General features: G+C 68.9%; 23 protein-coding genes. 16 read left to right on the top strand and 7 right to left on the bottom strand.

Annotation, left to right across the window (positions count from 1 at the left end; all coding sequences use genetic code 11):
- Positions 1–276 precede the first annotated feature (276 nt).
- Positions 277–774: a MerR family transcriptional regulator gene (locus PK606_RS13075; protein WP_324564625.1), complete on the bottom strand. Its 498-nt coding sequence runs from the start codon at positions 772–774 to the stop codon at positions 277–279.
- A 23-nt stretch (positions 775–797) separates the two neighbouring features.
- Positions 798–1094: an SCP2 sterol-binding domain-containing protein gene (locus tag PK606_RS13080; protein ID WP_324564626.1), complete on the bottom strand. Its 297-nt coding sequence runs from the start codon at positions 1092–1094 to the stop codon at positions 798–800.
- Positions 1095–1265: 171 nt separating this feature from the next.
- On the opposite strand from PK606_RS13080, the gene PK606_RS13085 reads away from it, so the two are divergent.
- The 9 genes from PK606_RS13085 (at position 1266) to PK606_RS15965 (ending at position 12012) form a co-directional block, all read left to right on the top strand.
- Positions 1266–2876 (top strand): acyl-CoA carboxylase subunit beta, encoded by a 1611-nt coding sequence (locus PK606_RS13085; protein ID WP_324564628.1) that lies wholly within the window; start codon positions 1266–1268, stop codon positions 2874–2876.
- A gap of 48 nt (positions 2877–2924) precedes the next feature.
- Positions 2925–4076: an acyl-CoA dehydrogenase family protein gene (locus tag PK606_RS13090; RefSeq protein WP_324564629.1), complete on the top strand. Its 1152-nt coding sequence runs from the start codon at positions 2925–2927 to the stop codon at positions 4074–4076.
- 5 nt (positions 4077–4081) lie between these two features.
- The gene (locus tag PK606_RS13095; protein WP_324564630.1) at positions 4082–4894 is read left to right on the top strand and encodes an enoyl-CoA hydratase/isomerase family protein; all 813 of its coding nucleotides are present in this window, start codon (positions 4082–4084) and stop codon (positions 4892–4894) included.
- A 10-nt stretch (positions 4895–4904) separates the two neighbouring features.
- Positions 4905–6887, top strand: coding sequence for an acetyl/propionyl/methylcrotonyl-CoA carboxylase subunit alpha (locus PK606_RS13100; RefSeq protein ID WP_324564631.1), 1983 nt, complete (start codon positions 4905–4907; stop codon positions 6885–6887).
- Between the two features lies 1 nt (position 6888).
- Positions 6889–7764 carry a beta-keto acid cleavage family enzyme gene (locus PK606_RS13105; RefSeq protein WP_324564632.1) on the top strand — a complete coding sequence of 292 codons (876 nt, stop codon included), beginning with the start codon at positions 6889–6891 and terminating at the stop codon, positions 7762–7764.
- Positions 7761–9611: an AMP-dependent synthetase/ligase gene (locus tag PK606_RS13110; RefSeq protein ID WP_324564633.1), complete on the top strand. Its 1851-nt coding sequence runs from the start codon at positions 7761–7763 to the stop codon at positions 9609–9611. Before PK606_RS13105 ends, PK606_RS13110 begins: the two co-directional genes overlap by 4 nt.
- Positions 9608–10495 (top strand): SDR family oxidoreductase, encoded by an 888-nt coding sequence (locus PK606_RS13115; RefSeq protein ID WP_324564634.1) that lies wholly within the window; start codon positions 9608–9610, stop codon positions 10493–10495. The genes PK606_RS13110 and PK606_RS13115 overlap by 4 nt, the downstream gene beginning before the upstream one ends.
- Before the next feature lie 133 nt (positions 10496–10628).
- Positions 10629–11786 (top strand): acyl-CoA dehydrogenase family protein, encoded by a 1158-nt coding sequence (locus PK606_RS13120; RefSeq protein WP_324564636.1) that lies wholly within the window; start codon positions 10629–10631, stop codon positions 11784–11786.
- 148 nt (positions 11787–11934) lie between these two features.
- The gene (locus PK606_RS15965) at positions 11935–12012 is read left to right on the top strand and encodes an IPTL-CTERM sorting domain-containing protein (RefSeq protein WP_502920844.1); all 78 of its coding nucleotides are present in this window, start codon (positions 11935–11937) and stop codon (positions 12010–12012) included.
- Between the two features lie 158 nt (positions 12013–12170).
- On the opposite strand, the gene PK606_RS13125 is transcribed toward PK606_RS15965, so the two are convergent.
- Positions 12171–12560: a hypothetical protein gene (locus PK606_RS13125; RefSeq protein WP_324564637.1), complete on the bottom strand. Its 390-nt coding sequence runs from the start codon at positions 12558–12560 to the stop codon at positions 12171–12173.
- A 179-nt stretch (positions 12561–12739) separates the two neighbouring features.
- Between PK606_RS13125 and PK606_RS13130 the strand changes: the two genes are divergently transcribed.
- From PK606_RS13130 to PK606_RS13155, 6 genes are all read left to right on the top strand, one after another.
- A complete protein-coding gene (locus PK606_RS13130; protein WP_324564639.1) occupies positions 12740–13030 on the top strand; it encodes a hypothetical protein in 291 nt (96 codons plus the stop codon).
- Between the two features lie 157 nt (positions 13031–13187).
- Entirely contained in the window at positions 13188–13805 is a 618-nt protein-coding gene (locus PK606_RS13135) for an acyloxyacyl hydrolase (protein ID WP_324564640.1), read from the top strand.
- 323 nt (positions 13806–14128) lie between these two features.
- Positions 14129–14761: a CDP-diacylglycerol--serine O-phosphatidyltransferase gene (gene pssA, locus PK606_RS13140; RefSeq protein WP_324564642.1), complete on the top strand. Its 633-nt coding sequence runs from the start codon at positions 14129–14131 to the stop codon at positions 14759–14761.
- A 42-nt stretch (positions 14762–14803) separates the two neighbouring features.
- On the top strand, positions 14804–16465 hold the full coding sequence (locus PK606_RS13145) for an MFS transporter (RefSeq protein WP_324564644.1): 1662 nt from the start codon (positions 14804–14806) through the stop codon (positions 16463–16465).
- Positions 16466–16599: 134 nt separating this feature from the next.
- A complete protein-coding gene (locus PK606_RS13150) occupies positions 16600–17004 on the top strand; it encodes a DUF2946 family protein (protein WP_324564646.1) in 405 nt (134 codons plus the stop codon).
- 165 nt (positions 17005–17169) lie between these two features.
- A complete protein-coding gene (locus PK606_RS13155) occupies positions 17170–19452 on the top strand; it encodes a TonB-dependent receptor (RefSeq protein WP_324564647.1) in 2283 nt (760 codons plus the stop codon).
- A 178-nt stretch (positions 19453–19630) separates the two neighbouring features.
- On the opposite strand, the gene PK606_RS13160 is transcribed toward PK606_RS13155, so the two are convergent.
- From PK606_RS13160 to PK606_RS13170, 3 genes are all read right to left on the bottom strand, one after another.
- Complete coding sequence (locus PK606_RS13160; RefSeq protein ID WP_324564648.1) at positions 19631–20398, bottom strand: class II glutamine amidotransferase; 768 nt, start codon at positions 20396–20398, stop codon at positions 19631–19633.
- A 224-nt stretch (positions 20399–20622) separates the two neighbouring features.
- Positions 20623–21993: a tryptophanase gene (locus tag PK606_RS13165; protein WP_324564649.1), complete on the bottom strand. Its 1371-nt coding sequence runs from the start codon at positions 21991–21993 to the stop codon at positions 20623–20625.
- 147 nt (positions 21994–22140) lie between these two features.
- Positions 22141–22419 carry a cysteine-rich CWC family protein gene (locus PK606_RS13170; RefSeq protein WP_324564650.1) on the bottom strand — a complete coding sequence of 93 codons (279 nt, stop codon included), beginning with the start codon at positions 22417–22419 and terminating at the stop codon, positions 22141–22143.
- A gap of 24 nt (positions 22420–22443) precedes the next feature.
- Between PK606_RS13170 and PK606_RS13175 the strand changes: the two genes are divergently transcribed.
- Positions 22444–22821 (top strand): TraR/DksA family transcriptional regulator, encoded by a 378-nt coding sequence (locus PK606_RS13175; RefSeq protein ID WP_324564652.1) that lies wholly within the window; start codon positions 22444–22446, stop codon positions 22819–22821.
- 108 nt (positions 22822–22929) lie between these two features.
- On the opposite strand, the gene PK606_RS13180 is transcribed toward PK606_RS13175, so the two are convergent.
- Positions 22930–24432, bottom strand: coding sequence for a hypothetical protein (locus PK606_RS13180; RefSeq protein WP_324564653.1), 1503 nt, complete (start codon positions 24430–24432; stop codon positions 22930–22932).
- Positions 24433–24534 lie beyond the last annotated feature (102 nt).

Consider the following 24534-nt stretch of genomic DNA (forward strand, 5'->3'; position numbering starts at 1 on the left):
ATCGCAGCACCTTACGCCGGGTGAGGTGTTGCACTTCAGATTTGAGGCCGCCGCACCAAGAACCCAAAGCAACACAGCCTTTTTCATCGAAAGCTCCCATGCTAAGGAACGGCTACGAAAGGTAATGTTCGGTATCTAATTTTATCAGTGATGCTGTACCGTGCAAGCCATTCGGAGGTGCGCAATTTAATCCAGCTCAGTTCCAAGGTTGGGTTCGCATGCCCGAACAATGGGACAGATCATGCGAACAGCAGCTAAAGGTGTCGTGGTGGCGATCTACGCCCCATCTGTCGGCTTGCGCCGGCGCGACTCGAGCTGCTTGCGCGCGTGCTGGTTGATGACGCGCAGCTCGGCCAGCATCTCGTCGATGCGGGCGCGGCGCTGCTCCAGCTCGGCGACGGCCTCGTCGGTGCGCTTGATGACGTAGGCGAGCTGCTGGGTGCGGCCCTCGCCGCGGTCGCCGTAGAGGTCGAGGTAGTGCTTGATCTCGGCCAGCGACGAGCCGATCCCCTTGGCGCGCAGGATCAGCGCCAGCCGCGCGCGGTCGCGCCGGGTGTAGACGCGCGTGCCGTTGACGCGCATCGGCGCCAGCAGGCCCTTGTCCTCGTAGAAGCGCAGCGCCCGCAGCGTGACGCCGAACTCCTTGCACAGCTCGGTGATGCCGAACAGCTCGGTGGTGCCGGCGTCGCGGTGCGAGTCGACGAAGGCCTGCGGGTCGGTGGCCGTGCTGGCGGCCGGTGCGCGCCGCGCGGGGGAGCGGACGGAAGACGTCAAGCCGGCCTCGGGCGCGATTTCGCTCAGATCACGCGCTGCAGGCGCAGGGCGACGCTCATGTCGCCGCTGACCTTCAGCTTGCCCATCATGAAGCCGGTGGTCGGCTCCAGATCGCCCTTGACCAGCGCCGCCAGATTGTCCAGCGTGATGCCGACGGTGCAGTCGGCATCGGCGTCCTCGTTGCTGACGCTGTTGGGCGTCGACTGGCCGTCGATATAGACGCGGCCGTCGTCGCCGCAGTCGAACTTCAGGGTGGCGGCCAGGCCGCTGTCGGCGCCAACCTTCTGGCGGATGGCTTCGGTGCATTCTGCGAGGTTCATCAGGTCCTTCCTTGTTCGGGTGCGTGGGCGCCGCCGTGGTCCGGCGGGCCGTGCGCAGTATCCGGAGTTTAGATGACGTTGGCCATAGCGTAAACACCTATAGGTAGTTATGTTGACGTATACGTCATCGTCATATCTAATGCGGCACGAATAAACCTTCAGAAGCCGCCCATGCCCGTCCTTCGCAGCAAGCTCCAGCCCAGGTCCGAAGCCTTCGCCGCCAATGCCGAGCGCATGCAGGCACTGCTGGACGAGGTGCGGCGCCTGGAACAGCAGGTCGTCAGCGGTTCCGAGGCCAACCGCGCCAAGTTTGACCGGCGCGGCCAGTTGCTGCCGCGCGAGCGCGTGGCGCGGTTGCTCGACCGCGGTGCGCCGTTTCTGGAGCTGAGCCGGCTGGCCGGGCTGAACATGCACGACGACGACGGCAGGAAGAGCGTGCTGGGCGGCGGCGCCATCGTCGGCATCGGCGTGGTGGCGGGCCGGCGCTGCCTGATCTCGGCCAGCGACAGCGCGCTCAAGGGCGGCACGGTGTCGCCGATGGGTCTGAAGAAGGCCCTGCGCGCGCAGGAGATCGCGCGCGAGAACAAGCTGCCGCTGATCTTCCTGGTCGAGAGCGGCGGCGCCAACCTGATGTACCAGAGCGAGATCTTCATCGAGGGCGGCCGCAGCTTCGCCAACCAGGCGCGGCTGTCGGCCATGGGCATCCCGCAGATCGCCGTGGTGCACGGTTCGTCCACCGCCGGCGGCGCCTACCTGCCGGGGCTGTCGGACTACGTGGTGCTGGTGCGCGGCCGCTCCAGCATCTACCTGGCCGGCCCGCCGCTGGTCAAGGCCGCGATCGGCGAGGACGCCACCGACGAGGAGCTGGGCGGCGCCGAGACGCATGCCAAGGTCACCGGCCTGGGCGAGTACCTGTGCGAGGACGACGCCCATGCCATCGGCATGGCGCGCGAACTGATGGACAAGCTGCGCTGGGACACGGTGCCCGCCGCCGCCGGCTTCGACGCGCCGCGCTACGACGAGCAGGAGCTGCTGGGCGTGGTGCCGGCCGACGAGCGCGAGCCCTACGACGTGCGCGAGGTCATCGCGCGCATCGTCGACGGCTCCGACTTCCTCGAGTTCAAGGCCGACCTGGCGCCCGAGACCGTGTGCGGCCATGCCCGCATCCAGGGCCGGCTGGTCGGCGTCCTGGGCAACAACGGGCCGATCATGCCGGCCGGCTCGACCAAGGCCGGCCAGTTCATCCAGCTGTGCGACCAGAGCGGCACGCCGCTGGTCTTTCTGCAGAACACCACCGGCTACATGGTCGGCGCCGCGGCCGAGCGTGCCGGCGCGATCAAGCACGGCTCCAAGATGATCCAGGCCGTCGCCAACGCGCGCGTGCCCAAGTTCACCATCGTGCTGGGCGGTTCGTTCGGCGCCGGCAACTACGGCATGTGCGGGCGCGGCTTCGATCCGCGCTTCATCTTCGCCTGGCCGAGCGCGCGCACCGCCGTCATGGGCGGCGAGCAGGCAGCGCGCGTGATGGACATCGTCAACCGTGCCAAGCTGGCGCGCATGGGCATGCCGGCCAACGACGAGGCGCTGCAGGCCATGTCCGACGGCCTGCGCCAGCGCCTCGACAAGGAGTCGTCGGCGCTGTTCGGCACCGCGCGGCTGTGGGACGACGGCATCATCGATCCGCGCGACACGCGCCGCACCCTGGGCCTGTGCCTGGACCTCGCCGCCGAGGCCGAGGCGCGCACGCTGCGACCCAACAGCTTCGGCGTCGCGCGGCTGTAACGGCTGCGCGACCTCCGTTTTTTCGCACCACCGCCCCTAAAGAGCCGCATGAAATTCACCCCCGAGCACGCGCAGATCGCCGACACCGTCAAGCGCTTCGTCGAGAAGGAAATCAACCCGCAGCTGCCGGCCTGGGAAAAGGCCGGACGCTTTCCCGCCCACGAGGTGTTCAAGAAGCTGGGCGACCTGGGCCTGCTGGGCATCAAGTACCCGGTCGAGTACGGCGGCATGGGGCTGGACTTCAGCTACTCGATGGTGATGGCCGAGGCGCTGGGCGAATGCGCCGCCGGCGGCGTGCCGATGGCCATCGGCGTGCAGACCGACATGTGCACGCCGGCGCTGGCGCGCTTCGGCTCGGATGCGCTGCGGCAGGAGTTCCTGGCGCCGTCGATTGCCGGCGACCTGGTCGGTTGCATCGGCGTCAGCGAGGCCGGCGGCGGCTCCGACGTGGCGGCGCTGAAGACGCGCGCCGACAAGGACGGCGACGACTACGTCATCAACGGTTCCAAGATGTGGATCACCAACGGCATGCAGGCCGACTGGTGCTGCCTGCTGGCCAACACCTCGGAAGGCGCGCCGCACAAGAACAAGTCGCTGATCGTGGTGCCGATGAACACGCCCGGCATCACGCGCCAGCCGATCGAGAAGATCGGCATGCACAGCTCGGACACGGCGCAGCTGTTCTTCGACAACGTGCGCGTGCCGCGCCGCAACCTGATCGGCCAGGAAGGCATGGGCTTCATGCTGCAGATGCTGCAGTTCCAGGAAGAGCGCCTGTACGGCGCCGCCGGCACGCTGCGCTCGCTCGACCGGCTGATCGACCTGACCATCGACTACACGCGCCAGCGCCAGGCCTTCGGCCGCCCGCTGCTGGACAACCAGGTGATCCACTTCCGCCTGGCCGAGCTGCGCACCGAGGTCGAGGCGCTGCGCGCGCTGACCTACCGCGCGGTCGAGGCCTACATCTCGGGCAAGGACGTCACGCGCCTGGCCTCGATGGCCAAGCTGAAGGCCGGCCGGCTCAGCCGTGAGGTCGCCGACAGCTGCCTGCAGTACTGGGGCGGCATGGGCTTCACCGCCGACAACCCGATCTCGCAGGCCTACCGCGACACGCGCCTGATCTCGATCGGCGGCGGCGCCGACGAGATCATGCTCGGCATCATCTGCAAGTTCGAGGGCACGCTGCCCGGCAAGGCATGAGCGCCATGACGCCCCCTGCCACCGCCAGCGACGAGGTCATCGCGCTGCGCGCCGACGGCCCGGTGCTGCACGTCACGCTGAACCGCCCGGCCGCGCGCAACGCCATGTCGCTGGCCATGGTCGAGGCGCTGCGCCAGGTGCTGGCCGGCGCCGAGACCGATGGCCGAACCCGCGTGCTGGTGCTGCGCGGCGCCGGCGGGCATTTCTGCGCCGGCGCCGACCTGAAGGACATGGCCGCCGCCCGCATGGCGCCGCGTGCGCTGGGCGAGGACCCGGTGGCCGCCGTCAACGCGCGCTTCGGCGAACTCTGCGTCGCCTATGCCTCGACGCCGCTGGCCGTGGTGGCGGTGCTGGAAGGCACGGTGATGGGCGGCGGCTTCGGCCTCGCCTGCGTCGCCGACGTGGCGCTGGCCGCGCCCAGCGCCAGCTTCCGCCTGCCCGAGACCGCGCTCGGCGTGGTGCCGGCGCAGATCGCGCCCTTCCTGGTCGAACGCCTGGGCTACAGCCAGGCGCGCCGGCTGGCGGTGACCGGCGGCCGGCTCGACGCGGCCGAGGCGCTGACCATCGGCCTGGTGCACGCGGTGCATGCCGACGACCGGCTCGACGCCGCGCTGGCCGCCGTGCTGCGCGACATCCGCGCCTGCGCACCCGGCGCCATCGCCGCCACCAAGGCGCTGATGGCGAAGGCGCGCTTCGTGCCGCCGGCCGATTTGGTGGCCGAGGCGACCGCCGTGTTCTCGCGCGCCGCCCAGGGTCCGGAAGGGCTCGAGGGCACCACCGCTTTCCTGCAAAAACGCCCGCCCGCCTGGGCCCAATGACGAGCGCGCCATGTTCAACAAGATCCTGATTGCCAACCGGGGCGAGATCGCCTGCCGCGTGATCCGCAGCGCGCGCACGCTCGGCTACCCGACGGTGGCGGTGTTCAGCGACGCCGACCGCGATGCGCCGCACGTGGCGCTGGCCGACGAGGCGGTGGCCATCGGCGGCGCCTCGGCGGCCGAGTCCTACCTGCGCATCGACGCGCTGATCGAGGCCGCGCGCAAGAGCGGCGCCGACGCCGTGCATCCCGGCTACGGCTTCCTGAGCGAGAACGCCGGCTTCGCCCAGGCCTGCGCCGACGCCGGGCTGGTGTTCATCGGCCCGCCGCCGGCCGCCATCGAGGCCATGGGCGACAAGGCCGGCGCCAAGCGCCGCATGCTGGCCGCCGGCGTGCCCTGCGCGCCCGGCTACCTGGGCGAGCAGCAGGACGACGCCACGCTGAAAGCCGAGGCGCTCAAGCTGGGCTTTCCGCTGCTGGTCAAGGCGGTGGCGGGCGGCGGCGGGCGCGGCATGCGGCTGGTGCACGACGCGGCCGGGCTTGACGACGCGCTCGCCGGTGCGCGGCGCGAGGCGCAAAGCGCCTTCGGCGACGGCACGCTGATGCTGGAGCGGCTGATCGAGCACGGCCGCCATGTCGAGATCCAGGTCTTCGCCGACGCCCACGGCCACGCCGTGCACTTGGGCGAGCGCGACTGCAGCGCGCAGCGTCGGCGCCAGAAGGTGATCGAGGAAGCGCCTTCGCCGGTGGTCAGCGCCGCCATGCGCGAGGCCATGGGCCGCGACGCCGTGGCCGCCGCGCTGGCGGTGGGCTACCGCGGCGCCGGCACGGTGGAGTTCATCGTCGATGCCGATCTGAAGCACTACTTCCTGGAGATGAACACGCGCCTGCAGGTCGAGCATCCGGTGACCGAGGCCATCACCGGCTTCGACCTGGTCGAGTGGCAGCTGCGCGTGGCCGCCGGCCAGCCGCTGCCGGTGCGCCAGGACGAGATCGGCTTCAACGGCCACGCCATCGAGGCGCGCCTGTACGCCGAGGACCCGTATGCCGGCTTCGCGCCGCAGACCGGCCGCGTGCGCTACTGGCGGCCGCAGCAGGCGCTGGCCGATGGCGTGCGCATCGACGACGGCATTGCCGAGGGCGGCGAGGTGACGCCGCACTACGACCCGATGGTCGCCAAGCTGATCGTGCACGGCCGCGACCGGGGCGACGCCATCCGCCGCCTGCGTGCGGCGCTGGCGGCCACGCCGCTGCTGGGCCTGCGCACCAACGCGCGCTTCCTGGCCGACCTGGTCGATCACGCGGCGTTCCGCACCGGCGCCATGCACACTGGCTTGATCGACCGATGGCAGGCCGATGGCGAGCCGCTGCTGCAGGCGCCGCAAGCCGACGACGCCACCTGGGCGCTGGCCGCCGCCGCGCTGGCCATGCGCGAGGGTGCCGGCTGGCGCGCCGACAGCGTGGCCGCGTTCGACCTGCCGCTGCAATGCGGGCAGCAGCAGCGCAGCCCGCGCCTGCGCATCGGGCGCGGCGGCGCAGTGCAGGTGACGCTCGACGGCGCCCTGCACGTCGTGCAGGTGCTGGCCTTCGACAACCAGGCGGCCACGCTGCGCTACCAGCAGGATGGCGTGATCCGCCAGCGCGTGGCGCTGCACGTCGACGGCGCCCTGCACCTGGCGCAGCAGGCGGTGGTGCACGTGTTCAGCGAAGTCTCGCCCCTCCCGCAGCAGGACCTGCGGCGCGACCCGACGCGCGCGCTGTCGCCGGTGGCCGGCAAGGTGACCCAGGTGGCAGTGGCGCCCGGCGACGTGGTGGCCGAAGGCGCGCCGCTGCTGTGCGTCGAGGCGATGAAGATGGAAATGTGGCTGCACGCCGAGGCCGCCGGCACCGTGACCCAGGTGCATGCCCGGGCCGGCGAGCAGGTGGCGCAGGACGCGCTGCTCGTCGAGCTGGCGCCCGCCGCGGCCACCCCCGAGAACCCCGAGGAGACATGACATGGACCAGGCCATCCTGACCTGCGCGCTGACCGGCGTGCTGACCAACCCGCAGCAGCATCCGGTGCCGGTGACGCCCGCGCAGATGGCGGCCGAGGCGCGCGACGCCTTCAACGCCGGCGCGTCGATCATGCACGTGCACCTGCGCCAGCAGACGCCGGGCATGGGCCATCTGCCGTCGTGGGACCCGGACGTCGCCGCCGAGGTGGTCGACGCCATCCGCGCCGCCTGCCCGGGCGTCATCATCAACCTGACCACCGGCGTCATCGGCAAGGACATCTCCGGCCCGGTGGCCTGCATCCGGCGCGTGCGGCCCGAGATCGCGGCCTGCAACGCCGGCAGCCTGAACTACCTGAAGATCAAGGGCAACGGCGAATGGGCCTGGCCGCCGATGGTGTTCGACAACCCGGTGTCCAAGGTGCAGCAGTTCCTCGACGTCATGGCCGAGTGCGGCACGCACCCCGAGTTCGAGTGCTTCGACGTCGGCATCGTGCGTTCGGTCGGCATGTTCGTGCAGAACGGCATGCTTAAAGCCGAGATGGGCCGGCCCGAATACAACCTGGTGATGGGCGTGGCCTCCGGCATGCCGTGCGACGCCGAACTGCTGGCGCTGCTGCCGCGCCTGATGGCGCCGGGCGCCGTGTGGCAGAGCACGCTGATCGGCCGCCAGGAAATCTGGCCGGTGCACCAGAAGACCGCCGAACTCGGCGGCATGCTGCGCACCGGACTGGAAGACACCTTCTACCTGCCCGATGGCAGCCGCGCCGCCGGCAACGGGGTGCTGATCGAGGCGCTGGCCGCCTGCGCGCGCCAGGCCGGCCGCGCCGTCGCCAGTCCGGCCGACGCGCGCCGGCTGCTCGGTCTGGCCACCGCATGAGCGCCGCCGCGCCGGCCGTGCCGACCGTACCGCCAGGTGAGGCCTTCGTCGCCACGCCGCAGCGCTTCCTGGCCACGGCCCGGGCGCGCGGCAACGATCCGGCCTACTTCGAGCGTGCCGACAGCGGCTGGCAGCCCACCTCCTGGGCCGACTACGCGGCGCAGGTGCAGCAGGCGGCGCGCGCGCTGGTCGCGCTGGACGTGCAGCCGGGCGAGGCGGTGTGCGTGCTCGGCTTCAACCGGCCCGAATGGGTGATCATGGACATGGCGGCGATGATGGTCGGTGCCGTCGCCGCCGGCATCTACTGGACCAGCGCCGCCAGCGAGGTCGGCTACATCGCCGGCCACGCCGGCTGCGGCGTGCTGCTGGCCGAGGACGCGGCGCAGTGGGACAAGCTGCACGCCTGCCGCGACCGGCTGCCGCGGCTGCGGCGCGTCGTGATGATGCGCGGCGCGCCAGCCGACGATGCCCTGCAGCTCGGCTGGGGCGGCTTCATGGCGCTCGGTGCGGGCGCGCGCGAGGGCGAACTGCAGGCCGAGGTCGAGCGCCGCATGGCGGCGCTGACGCCCGACACGCTGGGCACGCTGATCTACACCTCCGGCACCACCGGCGGCCCGAAGGCGGTGATGCTGTCGCACGGCAACCTGGCGTGGACCAGCGCCGCGCTGTCGCGCGTGTTCGGCTTCGTGCCCGAGGACCGGCTGATCTCCTACCTGCCGCTGGCGCATGTCGCCGAACAGCTCGGCGCGGTGCACGGCCACGCGGCGATCGGCTTCCGGCTCTATTTCGCGCGCAGCATCGAGGCCCTGGGCTCGCACCTGCCCGAGGTGCGCCCGACGGTGTTCTTCGGCGTGCCGCGCGTGTGGGAGAAGATGCACGCCGGCATCGCCGCCAAACTGGCGCAGGCGCAGGGCAGCAAGGCGGCGCTGGCGCGCTGGGCCCTGGCCGCGGGCGAGCGCTGGCACGCGGCGCGACTGGCCGGCCGCGCGCCCTGCGCCGGCCTTCGGCTGCGCCACCGGCTGGCCGGCCGGCTGGTGCACCGCAAGGTGAAGGCGGCGCTGGGGCTGGACCAGGCGCGGCTGCTGATCTCGGCCGCGGCGCCGATCTCGCCCGAGGCACTGCGCTTCTTCACCGGGCTCGACCTGCTGATCTGCGAGAGCTACGGCCAGAGCGAGGACTGCGGCCCGACCTCGGTCAGCATGCCCGGCGCCGTGCGCATCGGCGCGGTCGGCCGGCCGCTGCCGGGCACCGAGGTGCGCATCGCCGACGACGGAGAGATCCTGGTGCGCGACCCGCACGTGTTCCAGGGCTACCAGGGCCGGCCCGAGGACACGGCGCAGGCGCTGGTGCACGGCTGGCTGCATTCGGGCGACCTCGGCCACATGGACGAGGACGGCTACGTCTACGTGTCCGGCCGCAAGAAGGACCTGCTGATCACCTCCGGCGGCAAGAACGTGTCGCCGGCCAACCTGGAGGCGGCGCTGATGGCGCTGCCGCTGGTCGAGCACGCCATCGTGTGCGGCGACGGCCGCCATTTCCTGGCCGCGCTGCTGACGCTGGAGCCGACGGCGCTGCAGGCGTTCCTGGCCGCCAACGGGCTGGGCGAGTTGTCGATGGCGGCGGCCTGCCGCCACCCGCGCGTGCTGGCCGAACTGCAGCGCGGCATCGACGCCGTCAACGCCGAGCAGTCGCGCGTGGCCTGGATCCGCAAGTTCAGCCTGCTGCCCGAGCCGCTGTCGATCGACGGCGGCGCGCTGACGGCGACCATGAAGATCCGCCGCAACGCGGTGATCGAGCGCCACCGCGCGCTGGTCGAGGCGATGTACCAGGAAGGAAACCCCGCATGAGCTACCGATCGATCTTCGCGCCCGGCCTGTTCGCCGGCCAGGTGGTGCTGGTGACCGGCGGTGGCTCCGGCATCGGCCGCTGCACCGCGCACGAGCTGGCAGCGCTGGGCGCGCGCGTGGCGCTGGTCGGCCGCAAGCTGGACAAGCTGCAGGCGGTGGCGGCCGAAATCGCCGAGGACGGCGGCCAGGCCAGTGTGCACGCCTGCGACATCCGCCAGGAAGACGCGGTGCGCGCCATGGTCGCCGCCGTGCTGGCGGAGCACGGCCGCATCGACGGCCTGGTCAACAACGCCGGCGGCCAGTACATGACGCCGCTGGAAGCCATCAGCGCCAAGGGCTGGGAGGCGGTGGTCAACACCAACCTGACCGGCGGCTTCCTGGTGGCGCGCGAGTGCTTCACGCAGGCGATGAGCCGGCACGGCGGCGCCATCGTCAACATCGTGGCCGACATGTGGGGCTCGATGCCCGGCATGGGCCACAGCGGCGCGGCGCGCGCCGGCATGGTCAGCCTGACCGAGACCGCGGCGGTCGAGTGGGGGCCGCGCGGCGTGCGCGTCAACGCCGTGGCGCCGGGCTACATCGCCTCCAGCGGCATGGACAAGTACCCGGCCGAGATGGCGCCGCTGGTGCGCGAGATGACCAAAACCGTGCCCAGCGGGCGCTTCGGCACCGAGGCCGAGGTGTCGGCCGGCATCGTCTACCTGCTCAGCCCGGCGGCGGCCTTCGTCAACGGCAGCACGCTGCGCATCGACGGCGGCCGCCCGCAGGTGCGCCTGGGCTGGCCGATGCGCCCGGCCGACGAGGCCATGCGTGCGCGGCCGGCGATCGCGCCCTTCGAGGGCTTTCACCGGGCCGTCACGCCCAAGCTGTTTTCCAAGGCATGAAGAATGACCGCCGGCTGGCGCCGGCATGACCAATGACGCATGCCTCATTAGTCATTGAAGCGCAGCGAAGTCATTTGTCATTCGTCATTTCGAACGTCGACGTGCGCGAAGCGCACACCAGGAGCAAACACCCATGACCGAAACCAAGGAAGAACTGGCCCTGCTGGCCGACACTGCGGCGCGCTTTGCCAAGTCCGACATCGTGCCGCACCTGGCCGAGTGGGAGGCGGCCGGCGAACTGCCGCGCGCGCTGCACCGGCGCGTGGCCGAACTGGGCTGGCTCGGCCTCGGCTACGCCGAGGAGCTGGGCGGCACGCCGGCGTCCTGGGCCATGCGCACGACGCTGGCCGAGGTGCTGGCGCGCCATGGCGGCAGCGGGGGCCTGATGGCCAGCCTGTTCAGCCACAACATCGGCCTGCCACCGATCCATCGCCACGGCAGCGCCGCGCTGCAGGCCGAGGTGATTCCCGGCGTGCTGCGGGGCGAGCAGATCTCCTCGCTGGCGATCACCGAGCCGGGCGGCGGCACCGACGTGTCGGCGCTGCGCACCACGGCCCGGCGTGAGGGCGACGAGTATGTGGTCGACGGCGAGAAGATCTTCATCACCTCCGGCATGCGCGCCGACTGGATCACCGCCGCCGTGCGCACCGACCCGAAGGACAAGGGTCCGATGGGCATCTCCATGCTGGTGATTCCGGGCGACGCGGCGGGCCTCAGCCGCAGCCGGCTGAAGAAGATGGGCTGGCACTGCTCCGACACCGCGCAGCTGCGCTTCGACGGCGTGCGCGTGCCGGCGCGCTACCTGGTCGGCGAGGAGGGGCAGGGCTTCAAGATGATCCTGACCAACTTCAACGGCGAGCGCCTGTCGATGGCGGCGCTGGCGCTGGGCTTCAGCGAGCGCTGCTACGACGAGGCGCTGTCCTGGGCGCGCCAGCGCAAGACCTTCGGCATGGCGATCGTCGACCACCAGGTGATCCGCCACAAGCTGATGGACATGAAGACGCGCATCGAATCCACGCGCGCCTGGCTGAATGCCGTGGTGGCGCGCGCCGACAGCGGCGACAAGGCGGACAAGGGCGCCGAATGGGTGGCGCAGGTCTGCCTGCTGAAGAACCACGCCACCCAGGCGATGCAGTTCTGCGCCGACGCCGCGGTGCAGATCCTGGGCGGCATGGGCTTCATGGAAGGCACCGCCTGCGAGCGCATCTACCGCGAGGTCAAGGTCATGACCATCGGCGGCGGCACCGACGAGATCATGAAGGAGCTGGCGTCGCGCCAGTTGGGGCTTTAGCCGGCCGTTGAGCCGATAGCCCTTTGCCACTGGGTCTGCTGATCAGGCGGCCGTGTCGACCCGCGTGGTGAGCGGCAGCGGTGGATGTCTGATGCGAGCAACTATGCGTGGGCGGAAAGCCGCTTCGCCTTGACCAAAGGTACCAACACTGTCGGAGCTGGGTCTGATGCTCATGGCACTGGCTGCAGGGGGCCTGGGTATGAGCAGACTGCGACGCCGTACCTGAGTCTGAGTGCCGGGCGCGATCGAACTGGCGACATGGGCACCATCCGCCGGCACAAACCGCCGCCGAACGGTTAGCAGGCTGGTGCGCAAGCGCAGCCAGCTTGCGCTTTCCAGCAAGCAGATGCCTTGGTGCACACCTGCGTGAAGGCGAATGACGGTTTATTGAATTACGCAGGGACCGCAACGAGTTGAGACCTGCAGCGAGATGTTGATCTTGCTGCTCACCGTGTACGCCCCGTCAGGGTTGCTGGCGCTGATCCGCCACAGCCTCGTGGGCACGAAGGTGTCATCCGTGGAGGGGTCGGCAAGGGCGACGACATCGGTCAGTTGGCTGGCCACACTGCTGCTGTCGTCGCCACTGTTGCGTTGTCCCCAAGTGGCGACACTTCCGTCGTACTTGAGGACGGCAAATGCGGTGTCGGTGCTGCAAGTCTTCACGACTTCGTAGGCAAGCAAGGGAATCGGGCCGCCGCCCTCGCTCGGATTGCCCCAGGCGACGACGCTGCCGTCGTTCTTGCCGGTGCGTTGCCGGGACGGGTGACAGCGCACAAGCCTATTGATTCCAAATTGGAAATAGGCAGTTCATGATCAGGTGGTTTTTTAAACCAACCTGAAACCCGAAACTACATCCCATCGGACGCGCTGCACCGCAGACACCGACCCAAGACCAGCGGCAACGCCGGATGTTTGAAAGCTCATCGACTCATCGTTTCTTCAGGAGATTCACCATGACCAAGTTCACCGCCACCTTCGCTTCCGCCGCCGCCCTGCTGTTCGCTGGCGGCGCCTTCGCGCAAATGCCCGCCGCTGGCGAAGGCCCGCTGTTCCTGAATGAAGCCGCCATGGTCAGCAGCAGCAATGTGCGCGACGCGGTATCGATCCAGCAGCTCGCCTCGGGCGAGCAGTCGGGTGTCGTGGCCGTTGCCAGCGACTCGGCTGTGACCCGCGCCGAAGTGCGCCAGCAGACCCGCGAAGCCTTCGCCAAGGGCCAGCGCCCAGCGATCGGCGAGCGCAGCTAATTGACAGTGGCGCTGCGAGCGCCGCATCATCGCCAACTGAAAAGGCCACCGGCATGGCCGTGCGCATGTTGCTGACTGTCGGTGTGCTCGATCCAGCTTCTGGAGCCTGGTCTTCATGGGGTCGGATCAACAACGAATCAACCGAAGTACAAGAATCATGAGATCAGTTGCTGATCGGGTGCGCCCACATCGCCCTGGCGCATCGGCAGTGCTTGCGGCTGTGTCGCTGCGGCGCAAGCCATCCTATGGCGTGCTGCTGGCGTTGACCGTCGCCCTGACTGGCCTGCCGAACGCAGCTGCCCAGGGCCCCGACTGGAGCCTGAGCGCCGCCCGTGCGAAAGAGGCTGATGTCAGGAAGCTCGGCGTGATCGCGGGCTGGACCCGTCCCGAACCCCTTTGGCAAGGACAGCGTTGGCAGCTGCGGCTGCGGCACGAGTTCGAGCTGGCGGCCTGGAACGTGCCGAGGGCACGGGATCTGGTCGAGCTGGGCTATTCGCCCGTGCTGCGGCTGGAGCGTCCGCTGTCCGGCGGTGCACGCAACTTGTTCGTCGAGGGCTCGATCGGCGTGCGCCTGCTGTCTCATGCGCGTCTGGCGGCGGACCATTCAATGGGCAGCGCGTTCCAGTTCTCCGATATGCTGGGGGCCGGCATGCAGTGGGGACGCGAGGGGCGCTCCACGCTGGGCGTGCGTTTCCAGCATCTGTCCAACTTCGGCATCAAGAAGCCGAACCCCGGCATGGACTTCCTGATGCTGTACTACACGCATCGGTTCTGAGCCACGACTGGCCCGATGGCACGATGACCTTGCCGTGACGCGGATGCGAGTCGATGCGCGGCCGCCGACAACCTCGTCAGACGAACTGCTCCAGCAAAGCAGCCAGCTCGCTAAATGCGATGACCGATCGCATAGGGTCGAGAAAACTGCCGGTCGCCCCCAGACTTTGAAGGCCTGTTTCCAGACCGGACCGTCGCCGGCAAACTTCCGCTGATGCGCCGTTTCTGCCCGGTCCCCCAGACGCCACACAACGCGCCATAACCCAGACTACGAATCGCCCTCGGCTGACACGTCTGGCGCCAACGCTCGGGCACACTGGTGCAATGAGCGAGAACGCCGCACCGAAGAAGAAACCTTTCTCGATGATCCGCGAGTTCCACCTGGCGGACTGGTTCACGCTGGGCAACGCGGTCTGTGGCGTGGGGGCGATGTTCGCCATCGTCAGCTTCATCCAGAGCGGCGCACTCAAGCATGTGCACTACGCCTGCACGCTGGTGCTGGCGGCGCTGGTGTTCGACATCTTCGATGGTCGGGTGGCACGCTGGCGGCAGAAATCCTCGCTGCTGGGGCGCGAACTGGATTCACTCGCCGACGTGATCTCGTTCGGTGTCGCGCCGGCGCTGATCGCCTACGGCGTCGGCATGCAGGGGCTGTGGGATCGCGTGATCCTGGCCTTCTTTGTCGCTTGCGGCGTGTCGCGGCTGGCGCGCTTCAACGTCACCGCCGACGCGCTGTCGGCCGGCGGTGACAAGGTCAGGTACTTCGAGGGCACGCCGATTCCGACCTCGGTGCTGCTGGTGCTGCTGCTGTGGATCGCCGCCGTCGTCGGCGCCATCGGCCCGCAGCTGTGGGGTGGCGCGATCCGCATCGCCGGCTACACGCTGCACCCGCTGGTGCTGCTGTACCTGCTCTCGGGCTCGCTGATGATCAGCCGCATCCGCATCCCGAAGCTGTAGCCACCGACGCGCCGGCCGGGCTTCTTCTATCATCGGTCGGCCATGCCCGATGCCGACCGTGACCTGACGCCGCCCGCTTCCGTCGCCGAAGACGATCTGGGTCCGCTGGCGCCGTTCCGGCACGGCGTGTTCGCCATGCTGTGGAGCACCTGGCTGATCGCCAACCTCTGCATGTGGATGAACGACGTGGCGGCGGCCTGGCTGATGACCACGCTGACGTCCAAGCCGATCTGGGTGGCACTGGTGCAGACGGCGGCGATGCTGCCGGTGTTCCTGCTCGGCCTGCCGTCGGGCGCGCTGGCCGACATCCTGGACCGCAAGCGCTTCCTGTTCTTCACCCAGCTCTGGGTGGCGACGATCGGGGCGCTGCTGTCGGTGGCGGTGTTCATGGGCGTGATCACGCCGCCGCTGCTGCTGATGCTGCTGTTCCTCAACGGCATCGGCCTGGCGCTGCGCTGGCCGGTGTTCTCGGCCATCGTACCGGAGCTGGTGCCGCGCGCGCAGCTGCCGGCGGCGCTGGCGCTGAACGGCGTGTCGATGAACGCCTCGCGCATCCTGGGGCCACTGGTCGCCGGCAGCGTGATCGCCAGTCTTGGCAGTGCCTGGGTATTCCTGCTCAACGCCGTGCTGTCGGTGGTGGCGGCCATGGTGATCACGCGCTGGCGCCGCGAGCACCGGCCCGACCCGCTGGGGCGTGAAAGCCTGCGCGGCGCCATGCGCGTGGGCCTGCAGTACGTGATGCAGTCCTACCACCTGAAGGGCGTGCTGCTGCGCATCGCGCTGTTCTTCTTCCACTCGACCACGCTGATGGCGCTGCTGCCGCTGGTGGCGCTGCAGATCGAAGGCGGCGACGCCGGCACCTTCACCGTGCTGCTGGCCGCCATGGGCGCCGGCGCGATCGCCTCCACCTTCGCGCTGCCGCAGCTGCGCCAGGCCATGTCGCGCGACCGCCTGGTGCTGCTGGGCGCCACCACCCAGGCATTGACCATGGCGATGATGGCGGTCAACAGCAGCATCTGGTTCGGCGTCGCTGCCATGGCGCTGGGCGGCGCGGCTTGGATGACCACCGCCAACTCGCTCAGCGTATCAGCGCAGATCAGCCTGCCGGACTGGGTGCGCGCGCGCGGCATGTCGATGTTCCAGATGGCCATCATGGGCGCCAGCGCGGGCGGCGCGGCAGTGTGGGGCCAGGTTGCCACCTGGGCCAGCGTGCCGACCGCGCTGGGGCTGGGTGCGGCCAGCGCCATCGTCGCCATGGGCCTGGCGACCTGGCTGATGCCGGACCGCGGCGTGATGGAAGACCCGACGCCGGCCGGCCCGCTGCCACGGCCGCAGGTGACGCGGCCGCCCGAGAGCGGCCACGTGCTGGTGACGGTGGAGTACCGCATCGACCCGGCCGACGCGCCGGCCTTTCGGGCCCTGATGGACGAGAGCCGGCGCTCGCGCCTGCGCCAGGGCGCGGTGGCCTGGGAGTTGCTGTCGGACATCAACGACCCGGGGCGCTTCGTCGAGGTGATCGAGGACGCGTCCTGGATCGACCACCTGCGCCGCTTCGAGCGCACCAGCGCCGCCGACGTGGCGCTGCGCGAGCGCAAGCTGGGCTACCACCTCGGCGAGGAGCCGCCGGTGGTGCACCGCACGCTGCGCGAGACCACGGTGCGCAGCGGGCGCATGAGCTTCGGCGCCGCCGACGTCGGCCGCTGAGGTGGCGACGATCCGAGCCGACGCTTCGCGGAGCGCAAGCCCCATGACCTGAGTGCTGCGCCGAAGCGCCGAAGCGCCGCATCCTTGGCCTGGGTCAAGTCGTCCCCCGGCTGCGCGGCGGCAGAATCGCAGCCGTGCCATTCCGTCGTTCCCGTTCCCTGCTGAGGCGCTGGGCCGTTGTGCTGGCCCTGCTGGCGCTGCTCGCGCAGGCGCTGGCGGTGCAGGCCAGCACCGGGCACCTGGCGGGCATGCTGTCGACGAATTGGCTGGGCAGCCAGGTGTGCACGGGTTCTGGAGCCCCGGTGTCCCTGGCCGACCTGGGCGACCAGGGTCCGGATGGCGGACCCGGTCAGTGGCGGGCGCAATGCCCCTTGTGCGCGGTGGCGGTCATGCCGCTGCTCGGGCCACGGCCCGCACCCGAGGCACTGCCGCCCGCGCCGATGGCGCAGGGGCGCCTGGCGTGGGCGGTCGCTCGCGCTTCATTCCCGGCGCCGCCGCACCTGTTGCCACCGGCGCAGGGTCCGCCGGCAAGCACCTGAGTTCCTGCTTTCGTGCACCGACGACCGAGCGGCCAGTTCCGTTCGGGCTTCGGGGCGCAGCGCCCGTGGCCTGAGTGCTGCCGGGTGCACGGCGCCACGCATTGTTCCTAGGTTCTCCGCCGACCGGCGCCATGGGCGCGGTGCGGTGATCAGCTTGCCGATCCGATGAAGACCAGACACCTGGCGCCCGAGCGCGCCCACCCACTAAACTCCATTCCCTTGCACGCCCTGGTGGCCTTGCTGCCGCTGTGCGCGGCGGCCCAGCAGCCCGAGCCGGCGGCCGGCGAAGCCGTCGCCGGCAGCCTGGCGCCGGTCACCGTGACTGCGCCGCATGCCCGCACCGAACCGCTCGGCAGCGACAGCCTCGATGCCGAGTTGCTGCGTACGCGCCGGCCGATCAGTGCCGACACGGCTGAACTGCTGCGCGACTTCCCAGGCTACGCGGCGCAGGCGGCCGGCGGCGTCTCCAGCCTGCCGGCGATCCGCGGCCTGGGCGACGACCGGCTGCGCATCGAGCTCAACGGCATGCCGCTGATCTCGTCCTGCGGCAACCACATGAACCCGCCGCTGTCCTACGTCGACCCCGGCCGGGTCGAGCGCGTGCGCGTGTTCGCCGGCGTGGTGCCGGTCAGCGTTGGCGGCGACAGCATCGGTGCCACGGTGCAGGTCGACGCCGCTGAGCCGGTGTTCGCCGAACCCGGCGCGCCCGCCGTGGTGGGCGGCGAACTGGGCGTGGGGGGGCGCAGCAACGGCAATGCCCTGGATGCACGGGCATCGGCGCACTACGCGACCGAGACTTTCAGCCTGCGTTACGACGGCTCGCTGGCGCAGGCCGACAACTATCGCGCCGGCGGCGACTTCAAGCCGGCCGGCCCGGCGTCCAGCGACAAGCCCGAGCACTGGCTGCGCGCCGACGAGGTCGGTTCGACCGCCTACAAGACCCGCAACCACGAGCTCACCGGCGCCTGGCGCGGCGACGGCCAGCTGCTGCAACTCGGGGTCGGCGTGCAGGACATCCCCTACCAGTACTACCCGAACCAGCGCATGGACATGACGCGCAACGACGCCTGGCATGCCAACCTGCGCTACGAGGGCCGCTTCGACTGGGGCCGGCTCGAGGCGCGCGCCTGGCACGAGCACACCCGCCACGGCATGCAGTTCGGCGACGACAAGCAGTACTGGTACGGCCCCAAGGGCGACGTGCCCGGCATGCCGATGGACACGCGCGGGCGCACCAGCGGCCTGCGCGTGATGGGCGAGCTGCCGGTATCCGAGCGCGACACGGTGCGCGTCGGCGCCGAAGCACTGCGCTACCGGTTGGACGACTGGTGGCTGCCGTCCGGCGGCGGCATGGCGCCCAACACCTTCTGGAACATCCGCGACGGCCAGCGCGACCGGCTCGACCTGTTCGCCGAATGGCAGGCGCGCTGGAGTCCGCAGTGGCTGACCCTGATCGGCCTGCGCAGCGCCAACACCCGCACCGACGCCGGCCCCGTGCAGGGCTACAACGCCAGCTACGACGCCGACGCCAACGCCTTCAACGCGCGCGACCGCCGCCGCACCGACCACAACTGGGATCTGGCGGCGCTGGCGCGCTTCACGCCCAACGCCAACGCCACCTACGAATTCGGCGTCGCGCACAAGATGCGCTCGCCCAACCTGTACGAGCGCTACGCCTGGTCGACCGGCGGCATGGCGATGCGCATGGTCAACCTGGTCGGTGACGGCAACGGCTACGTCGGCAACCCCGACCTCAAGCCCGAGCAGGCCACCACGCTCAGCGCCACCGCCGACTGGCACGATGCCAGCGGAGAGAAGTGGGGTGTACGTGTCACGCCGTACTACACGCACGTGCGCAACTACGTCGGCGCGCTGCGCTGCGGTGGCGGCGCCGGTGCGACGGCGGTGTGCAATGACGCCAACTTGGCGGCCCGCGACGCCTTCGTCTACCTGCGCTTCACCAACCAGACGGTGCGCCTGTACGGCATCGACCTGAACGGTTTCGCCGAACTCGGGCGCAGCCCGCGCTGGGGCCAGTTCGTGCTTAGCGGCGGCATCAACTACGTGCGCGGCAAGAACACCGACACCGGCGACAACCTGATCAACATGATGCCGCTGAACGCGCGGCTGGCGCTGACGCACCGCCTGGGCGGCTGGAGCGGCACCGCCGAGTGGGTTGGCGTGGCGGGTAAGACCAAGGTCTCGCGCGAACGCAACGAGATGACCACCGGTGGCTACGGCCTCTTGAACCTGCGTGCCGGCTACGCCTGGAAGCAGGTGCGGCTGGACTTCGGCATCGACAACGTGTTCGACCGTTACTACGAACTGCCGCTGGGCGGCGCCTACCTGGGCCAGGGCCGCACCATGGCCGGCACCGGCGTGCCCTGGGGCGTGAGCGTGCCGGGGCGCGGGCGCTCGTTCAACGTGGCGCTGAGCATGCGCTTCTAGACCACGCCGCGCGATGGCGGAGTGACGGAATGATGGAGTGACGGAATGACTTCGCCGCTGCGCGGCGTTAATGACGAAATGACACCAGCCGTGCACCAAGCGACTTGGCGTCAGTCTGTGTCATGGCGGCGCACCCGCCGTCATCGACGCGCAGCGAGGTCATTCCGTCATCCTCCCTTCAGGCCGCCAGCGGCGCGCCGTCGACGAACACCTTCAGTTCGCCGGCGGCGAATGGCGTCCAGGCCTCGTCGGAAGTCAGCGGCGTGGTCGCCACCACCGCCACGCGGTCGTCGGGCGTGGTGTGGTCGGCGAAGTTGACGCTCAGGTCCTCGTCGGCCAGGCGCGCGCTGGCGAACGGGTGCTGGCGCACCAGGTAGCACAGCCTGGTCGAGGCATGCGCCCACAGTGCCTCGCCGTTGGACAGCAGCATGTTGAAACTGCCGTGGCGCGCCACCTGCGGCAGCAGCTCGCGCAGCGTGTGCGTGAGCTCGGCCACCGGCGGCACGCTGGCGTGCGCCTTGGCCAGCTCCTGCATCAGCCAGCAGAAGGCCTGCTCGCTGTCGGTGGTGCCGACCGGGCGGAACTGCCCGTGCAGGCGCGGCGCGTAGCCGTGCAGGTCGCCGTTGTGGGCGAATACCCAGTAGCGGCCCCACAGCTCGCGCACGAAGGGGTGGCAGTTCTCCAGCCCGACCGCGCCGATGGTGGCCTTGCGGATGTGCGAGATGACGTTGCGGCTCTTGATCGGATAGCGCCGGATCAGCTCGGCCACCGGCGAATCGGCGGCCGCGCCGGGGTCGATGAACAGGCGCGCGCCGCGCCCCTCGAAGAAGGCGATGCCCCAGCCGTCGGCGTGGTGGTCGGTGCGCCCGCCGCGCTGCGCGAAGCCGGCGAACGAGAAGGTCACGTCGGTCGGCGTGTTGCAGTTCATCCCGAGCAGCTGGCACATGACCCGCAGTATGCAGCGCCGCCGGGCCGTGGTGGCGGGCAGCCTGAACAGCCGGACGCGAAGAACGCCAAGGTTCCGCGAAAGTCGCGAAAGAAAACCATTAAAGGATTTCGGTTCTCTTTCGCGACCTTTGCGTAGTTTTCGCGTCCTTCGCGTCCGGCTGTTCAAGGAATTCGCCGCGCCCGATGCCGTCTTCCATCAGGACCGCGGAACGCCAGACGGCGTCAAACCCAGGCGAACTCCGCCGTGAAATGGCGCAGCAGCGGCGGCTGCTTGACGATGCGCACGCCGCGGATGTCGGCGGCGCGCTGCTTCACCTCGGCGATCACCTCGGCCGCGTAGTCGAAGTGCGATTGCGTGTACATGCGGCGCGGAAACGCCAGCCGCACCAGTTCCATCGAATGGTAGGCCTCGCTGCCGTCGGCCAGCCGCTTGCCGAACATCACCGAGCCGACCTCCACGCCGCGGATGCCGCCTTCCAGGTACAGCGCGTTGCACAGCGCCCAGGCCGGGTAGTGCGCCTGCGGCATGTCGGGCAGCACGGTGCGCGCGTCGATGTAGACCGCGTGGCCGCCGGTCGGCTTGACGAAGCCGATGCCGGCCGCCTCCAGCCGCTCGCCCAGGTACTCGGCGGTGCGCAGGCGGTAGCGCAGGTAGTCCTCCTGCAGGCCTTCTTCCAGGCCCACCGCCAGCGCCTCGAGGTCGCGCCCGGCCAGACCGCCGTAGGTGGGGAAGCCCTCGGACAGGATCAGCGCGTTGCGCGCGTCTTCCAGCCAACGATCGTCCTTGAGCGCGATGAAGCCGCCGATGTTGACCATGCCGTCCTTCTTGGCGCTCATGGTGCAGCCGTCGGCATGCGACAGCATCTCCTGCGCGATCGCGCGCACCGGCATGTCGGCGTAGCCGGGCTCGCGCAGCTTGATGAACATGGCGTTCTCGGCGAAGCGGCAGATGTCCATCACCAGCGGCTTGCCGTAGCGCTTCAGCAGCGCGGCCCAGGCGCGGATGTTGGCCATCGACACCGGCTGGCCGCCGCCGGTGTTGTTGGTCACGGTCAGCATGCCGAACGGGATGGCGTCGCCGCGCTCGTTCAGCAGCGCCTCGGCGCGCGCCAGGTCGATGTTGCCCTTGAACGGGTGGTCGAAGGCCGGCTGCAGCCCTTCAGCGATGACCAGGTCCAGCGCTTCGACGCCCAGCACCTCCAGGTTGGCGCGCGTGGTGTCGAAGTGGCAGTTGTTGGGCACCACCTGGCCTGGCTGGCAGGCGGCGGAGAACAGCACCTTCTCGGCCGCGCGGCCCTGGTGCGTGGGGATGAAGTGCGGCATGCCGGTGATGTCCTGCACCACCTTCTCCAGCCGGTAGAAGCTGCGCGCGCCGGCGTAGCTCTCGTCGCCTTCCATGATGGCGCCCCACTGGCGCGACGACATGGCGCCGGTGCCGGAATCGGTCAGCCAGTCGATCAGCACGTCCTCGGCGTGCAGCAGGAAGGGGTTCAGGTGCGCCTGCTCCAGCAGCCGTTCGCGGTCGGCGCGCGTGGTCATGCGGATCGGCTCGACGCTTTTGATGCGGAAGGGTTCGATCAGGGTCTTTGGCATGGAGGCTCCTCTGGTGTGCTTGATGGAGCCTGAAGGTAGTGACACATCGGTCATCGTGGTGTCGGTTATTTCCAACAGTGCCACGATTCTTTCGTCAGCCTGAGCCGGGTTGCTGGCGGTCACGTGCCGGCTGTGCGGCTCGAGCGATCAGTTCTGCGCGCTGGCCTTCTCGGCGCAGGTGCGGCAGATGCAGGCCTGTCTGCGCGCCGCGGGCGGCACCTGGGCGAGCAGTTCCGGCGTGAATTCGACCCCGGTGCACCAGCATGGCGGCTGCGCTTGGCCGATGGCCTGCTCGGCTTGCATCGCGCAGCGATTCGGCTGGCCGCACAAGGGGCATAGCGCGGGATCAATGGCGGCGGAGAAAGCGTCCATGCGGGTGGTATTCTGCGGGATGTAAGGTTGCGCATGGCGCGCGACAGCGGGCATTCATTGTTTGCAGGAGAGATGAAGATGAGCGATGCCTTGACCGCGGACCAGCTGAAGGAGCTGAAGGACTTGCTGCTGACACGCCGCAAGGAGTTGCAGGACGAGATGGAGCAGAACCTCGCCAACCTGGCGCCGGCCGAGCGCACCAGCAGCGTGTCGCAGGACGAGAGCGCGCGGCTGAAGAACCTGACGCGCGAGGTCGATTCCCGGCTCACCAACCTCGACGCCGCCGACCTGACGCGCATCGACCGCGCGCTGGAGGCGATGGACGAGGGCACCTACGGCCTGTGCGACGAATGCGGCTGCCACATCCCGTTCGAGCGCCTTAAGATCGAGCCGATGACGCAGCACTGCGTGGCCTGCAAGTCGCGCTGGGAGCAGAAGCAGGCGGCGCGCGCCTAGATCCGCCGCGCCGTTCAGGCGCAAGCAAAAGCGGGCACCCAGGGTGCCCGCTTTTTCATGCCGGTGTGATCGCCGGCGCAGTGCTTGGCGTGGCGCCCTTTCGACGACTCACGTTTTGGGCAGTTGCGCTCCTCGTCGAACGGTTTCCAGCAATAGGTTCAACACAATAACTTGCACGTCTTCATCAGCCACTCGCTCGGATATGGCGCTGCGAAGGCGCTGATCACGCTTGTCGAGGAACGCCTGGTATTCACGGAGCAAGGTAACGCACGCTATATCAGAACGGGGTAGCTGGACAGTTTCTCGTCGCATCTCGCGAATCGCTACCACCGCCAGTTCAGCATGCGCTTCCGAGGGCATGCTAATGAAATCTGTCTGCTTCTTGCCACGCATGAAGCGCACGCCCACGTCGTGGAGATCGGCGTGGAGTTCGGGCATCCCTTCGGCGGGCACTTCTCGGGCGATCCAGCTGTCGCCAACGCCCGACTCGTTGAAGAAGTCTTTGTACGAGCGGAACAGCAGGGGTTCCTGCGTATTGAGTTCGGCAGCCAGTTGCGCGGCCAGTTCTTGCGGACTCACTGCGCCCTTGCGCTTGGTGGTGGTTTTGTTGACGATAGCCTGCTCTTCCTTGCGTCGGGTATCTTCAAAGAACTGGCGCAAGTGGTCGTACAGCCGATTGATCCATTCGTCTCGCTCTTTCTTGGACTTGACGCCGAGGAGTTCAAACACTGCGTGGTCGAGCGCTCGGCGATCCGGCATGTCCAGTTCGCAGTCGTCAGGCAGCAACGCCAGTTCCGCGTACTTCCCCGATTTTTCGAACGCCATGGTTCTAAGCCTGCGCTCAGAAAGCAATTGCTTCGGCTCACGCTCGGCCATGGCATCCAGCGCCGCTTCCAACGCGAGAGTGGTCTTGCGAGGAGCGAGTCTGAGATCTGGCACGAGCATCATCGAAACATCGACAATCTCTGTTTTCAGGTTGCCCTCAACGCCCACGGGCCGACCAAATTGATGCTTGGCGAGAATGACCAGCGTACTGTTCAGCAGCGCTGCGAGTGCTTTGCCACTGACGCCTTCCATCGGGAACAAATCGTAGAGGTTGCAGTTGGCTTGCAGGTTGTCGCTGTTGAGCGGTATGGCGTGTTTGTATTGTTGAGCCTTGGGCCAAAAGGCGGCGCCACGCCGATGCCCAGTCAGGTCGTACCACGCCTTCTCCTTGGTCACCCGTTGCGCACAAGTGGATCCCAGGTGCACGCGCCGTTCTTCCCCCCATTCGACATAGGCTTTAGCCCGGGGCTTCAGGGCACCCTTTGGGGATGGAGCGAGGAAGATCAATCGGGAGCAGTCGCTCGCACGCGCGATGAAACCCTTGACTTCCATGAGGCTGTGGACTTCGGGTTCAAGGTACTCGGATTCGATGGCGTGCAGTTCGCCGCGCTTATCCCCCGCGAGAACCAGTTTGACCTTGCCGTTCTCGACCTCGGAGCGCGGCACGCCATATTCATGCTCGAAGCCAATTGGATCGGCGAAGGCCGCGAGACACTCCGCAGTGGCATCTTTTGGGTAGAAGAAGTCGTCTTTTCCTGTTGTGATTCCTCGACGAACTTCGGTCAATTGCCCAAATGAACAGAAGTGCTCGCTGAACTCATCAGATAGCTCAATGAAGTTGACCCCTTTTCACGGACACCTTACCGTAGAGGAAGAAGGAGTCCGAAG

Source organism: Ottowia sp., from assembly GCF_035444425.1.
Taxonomy (GTDB): Bacteria; Pseudomonadota; Gammaproteobacteria; order Burkholderiales; family Burkholderiaceae_C; genus Ottowia.

Coding starts and splice junctions, on each gene's coding strand:
- PK606_RS13080 (WP_324564626.1), bottom strand. CDS start 1,094: ATGAACCTCGCAGAATGCACCGAAGCCATCCGCCAGAAGGTTGGCGCC.
- PK606_RS13085 (WP_324564628.1), top strand. CDS start 1,266: ATGCCCGTCCTTCGCAGCAAGCTCCAGCCCAGGTCCGAAGCCTTCGCC.
- PK606_RS13090 (WP_324564629.1), top strand. CDS start 2,925: ATGAAATTCACCCCCGAGCACGCGCAGATCGCCGACACCGTCAAGCGC.
- PK606_RS13095 (WP_324564630.1), top strand. CDS start 4,082: ATGACGCCCCCTGCCACCGCCAGCGACGAGGTCATCGCGCTGCGCGCC.
- PK606_RS13100 (WP_324564631.1), top strand. CDS start 4,905: ATGTTCAACAAGATCCTGATTGCCAACCGGGGCGAGATCGCCTGCCGC.
- PK606_RS13105 (WP_324564632.1), top strand. CDS start 6,889: ATGGACCAGGCCATCCTGACCTGCGCGCTGACCGGCGTGCTGACCAAC.
- PK606_RS13110 (WP_324564633.1), top strand. CDS start 7,761: ATGAGCGCCGCCGCGCCGGCCGTGCCGACCGTACCGCCAGGTGAGGCC.
- PK606_RS13115 (WP_324564634.1), top strand. CDS start 9,608: ATGAGCTACCGATCGATCTTCGCGCCCGGCCTGTTCGCCGGCCAGGTG.
- PK606_RS13120 (WP_324564636.1), top strand. CDS start 10,629: ATGACCGAAACCAAGGAAGAACTGGCCCTGCTGGCCGACACTGCGGCG.
- PK606_RS13130 (WP_324564639.1), top strand. CDS start 12,740: ATGACCAAGTTCACCGCCACCTTCGCTTCCGCCGCCGCCCTGCTGTTC.
- PK606_RS13135 (WP_324564640.1), top strand. CDS start 13,188: ATGAGATCAGTTGCTGATCGGGTGCGCCCACATCGCCCTGGCGCATCG.
- pssA (WP_324564642.1), top strand. CDS start 14,129: ATGAGCGAGAACGCCGCACCGAAGAAGAAACCTTTCTCGATGATCCGC.
- PK606_RS13145 (WP_324564644.1), top strand. CDS start 14,804: ATGCCCGATGCCGACCGTGACCTGACGCCGCCCGCTTCCGTCGCCGAA.
- PK606_RS13155 (WP_324564647.1), top strand. CDS start 17,170: ATGAAGACCAGACACCTGGCGCCCGAGCGCGCCCACCCACTAAACTCC.
- PK606_RS13160 (WP_324564648.1), bottom strand. CDS start 20,398: ATGTGCCAGCTGCTCGGGATGAACTGCAACACGCCGACCGACGTGACC.
- PK606_RS13165 (WP_324564649.1), bottom strand. CDS start 21,993: ATGCCAAAGACCCTGATCGAACCCTTCCGCATCAAAAGCGTCGAGCCG.
- PK606_RS13170 (WP_324564650.1), bottom strand. CDS start 22,419: ATGCCCGCTGTCGCGCGCCATGCGCAACCTTACATCCCGCAGAATACC.
- PK606_RS13175 (WP_324564652.1), top strand. CDS start 22,444: ATGAGCGATGCCTTGACCGCGGACCAGCTGAAGGAGCTGAAGGACTTG.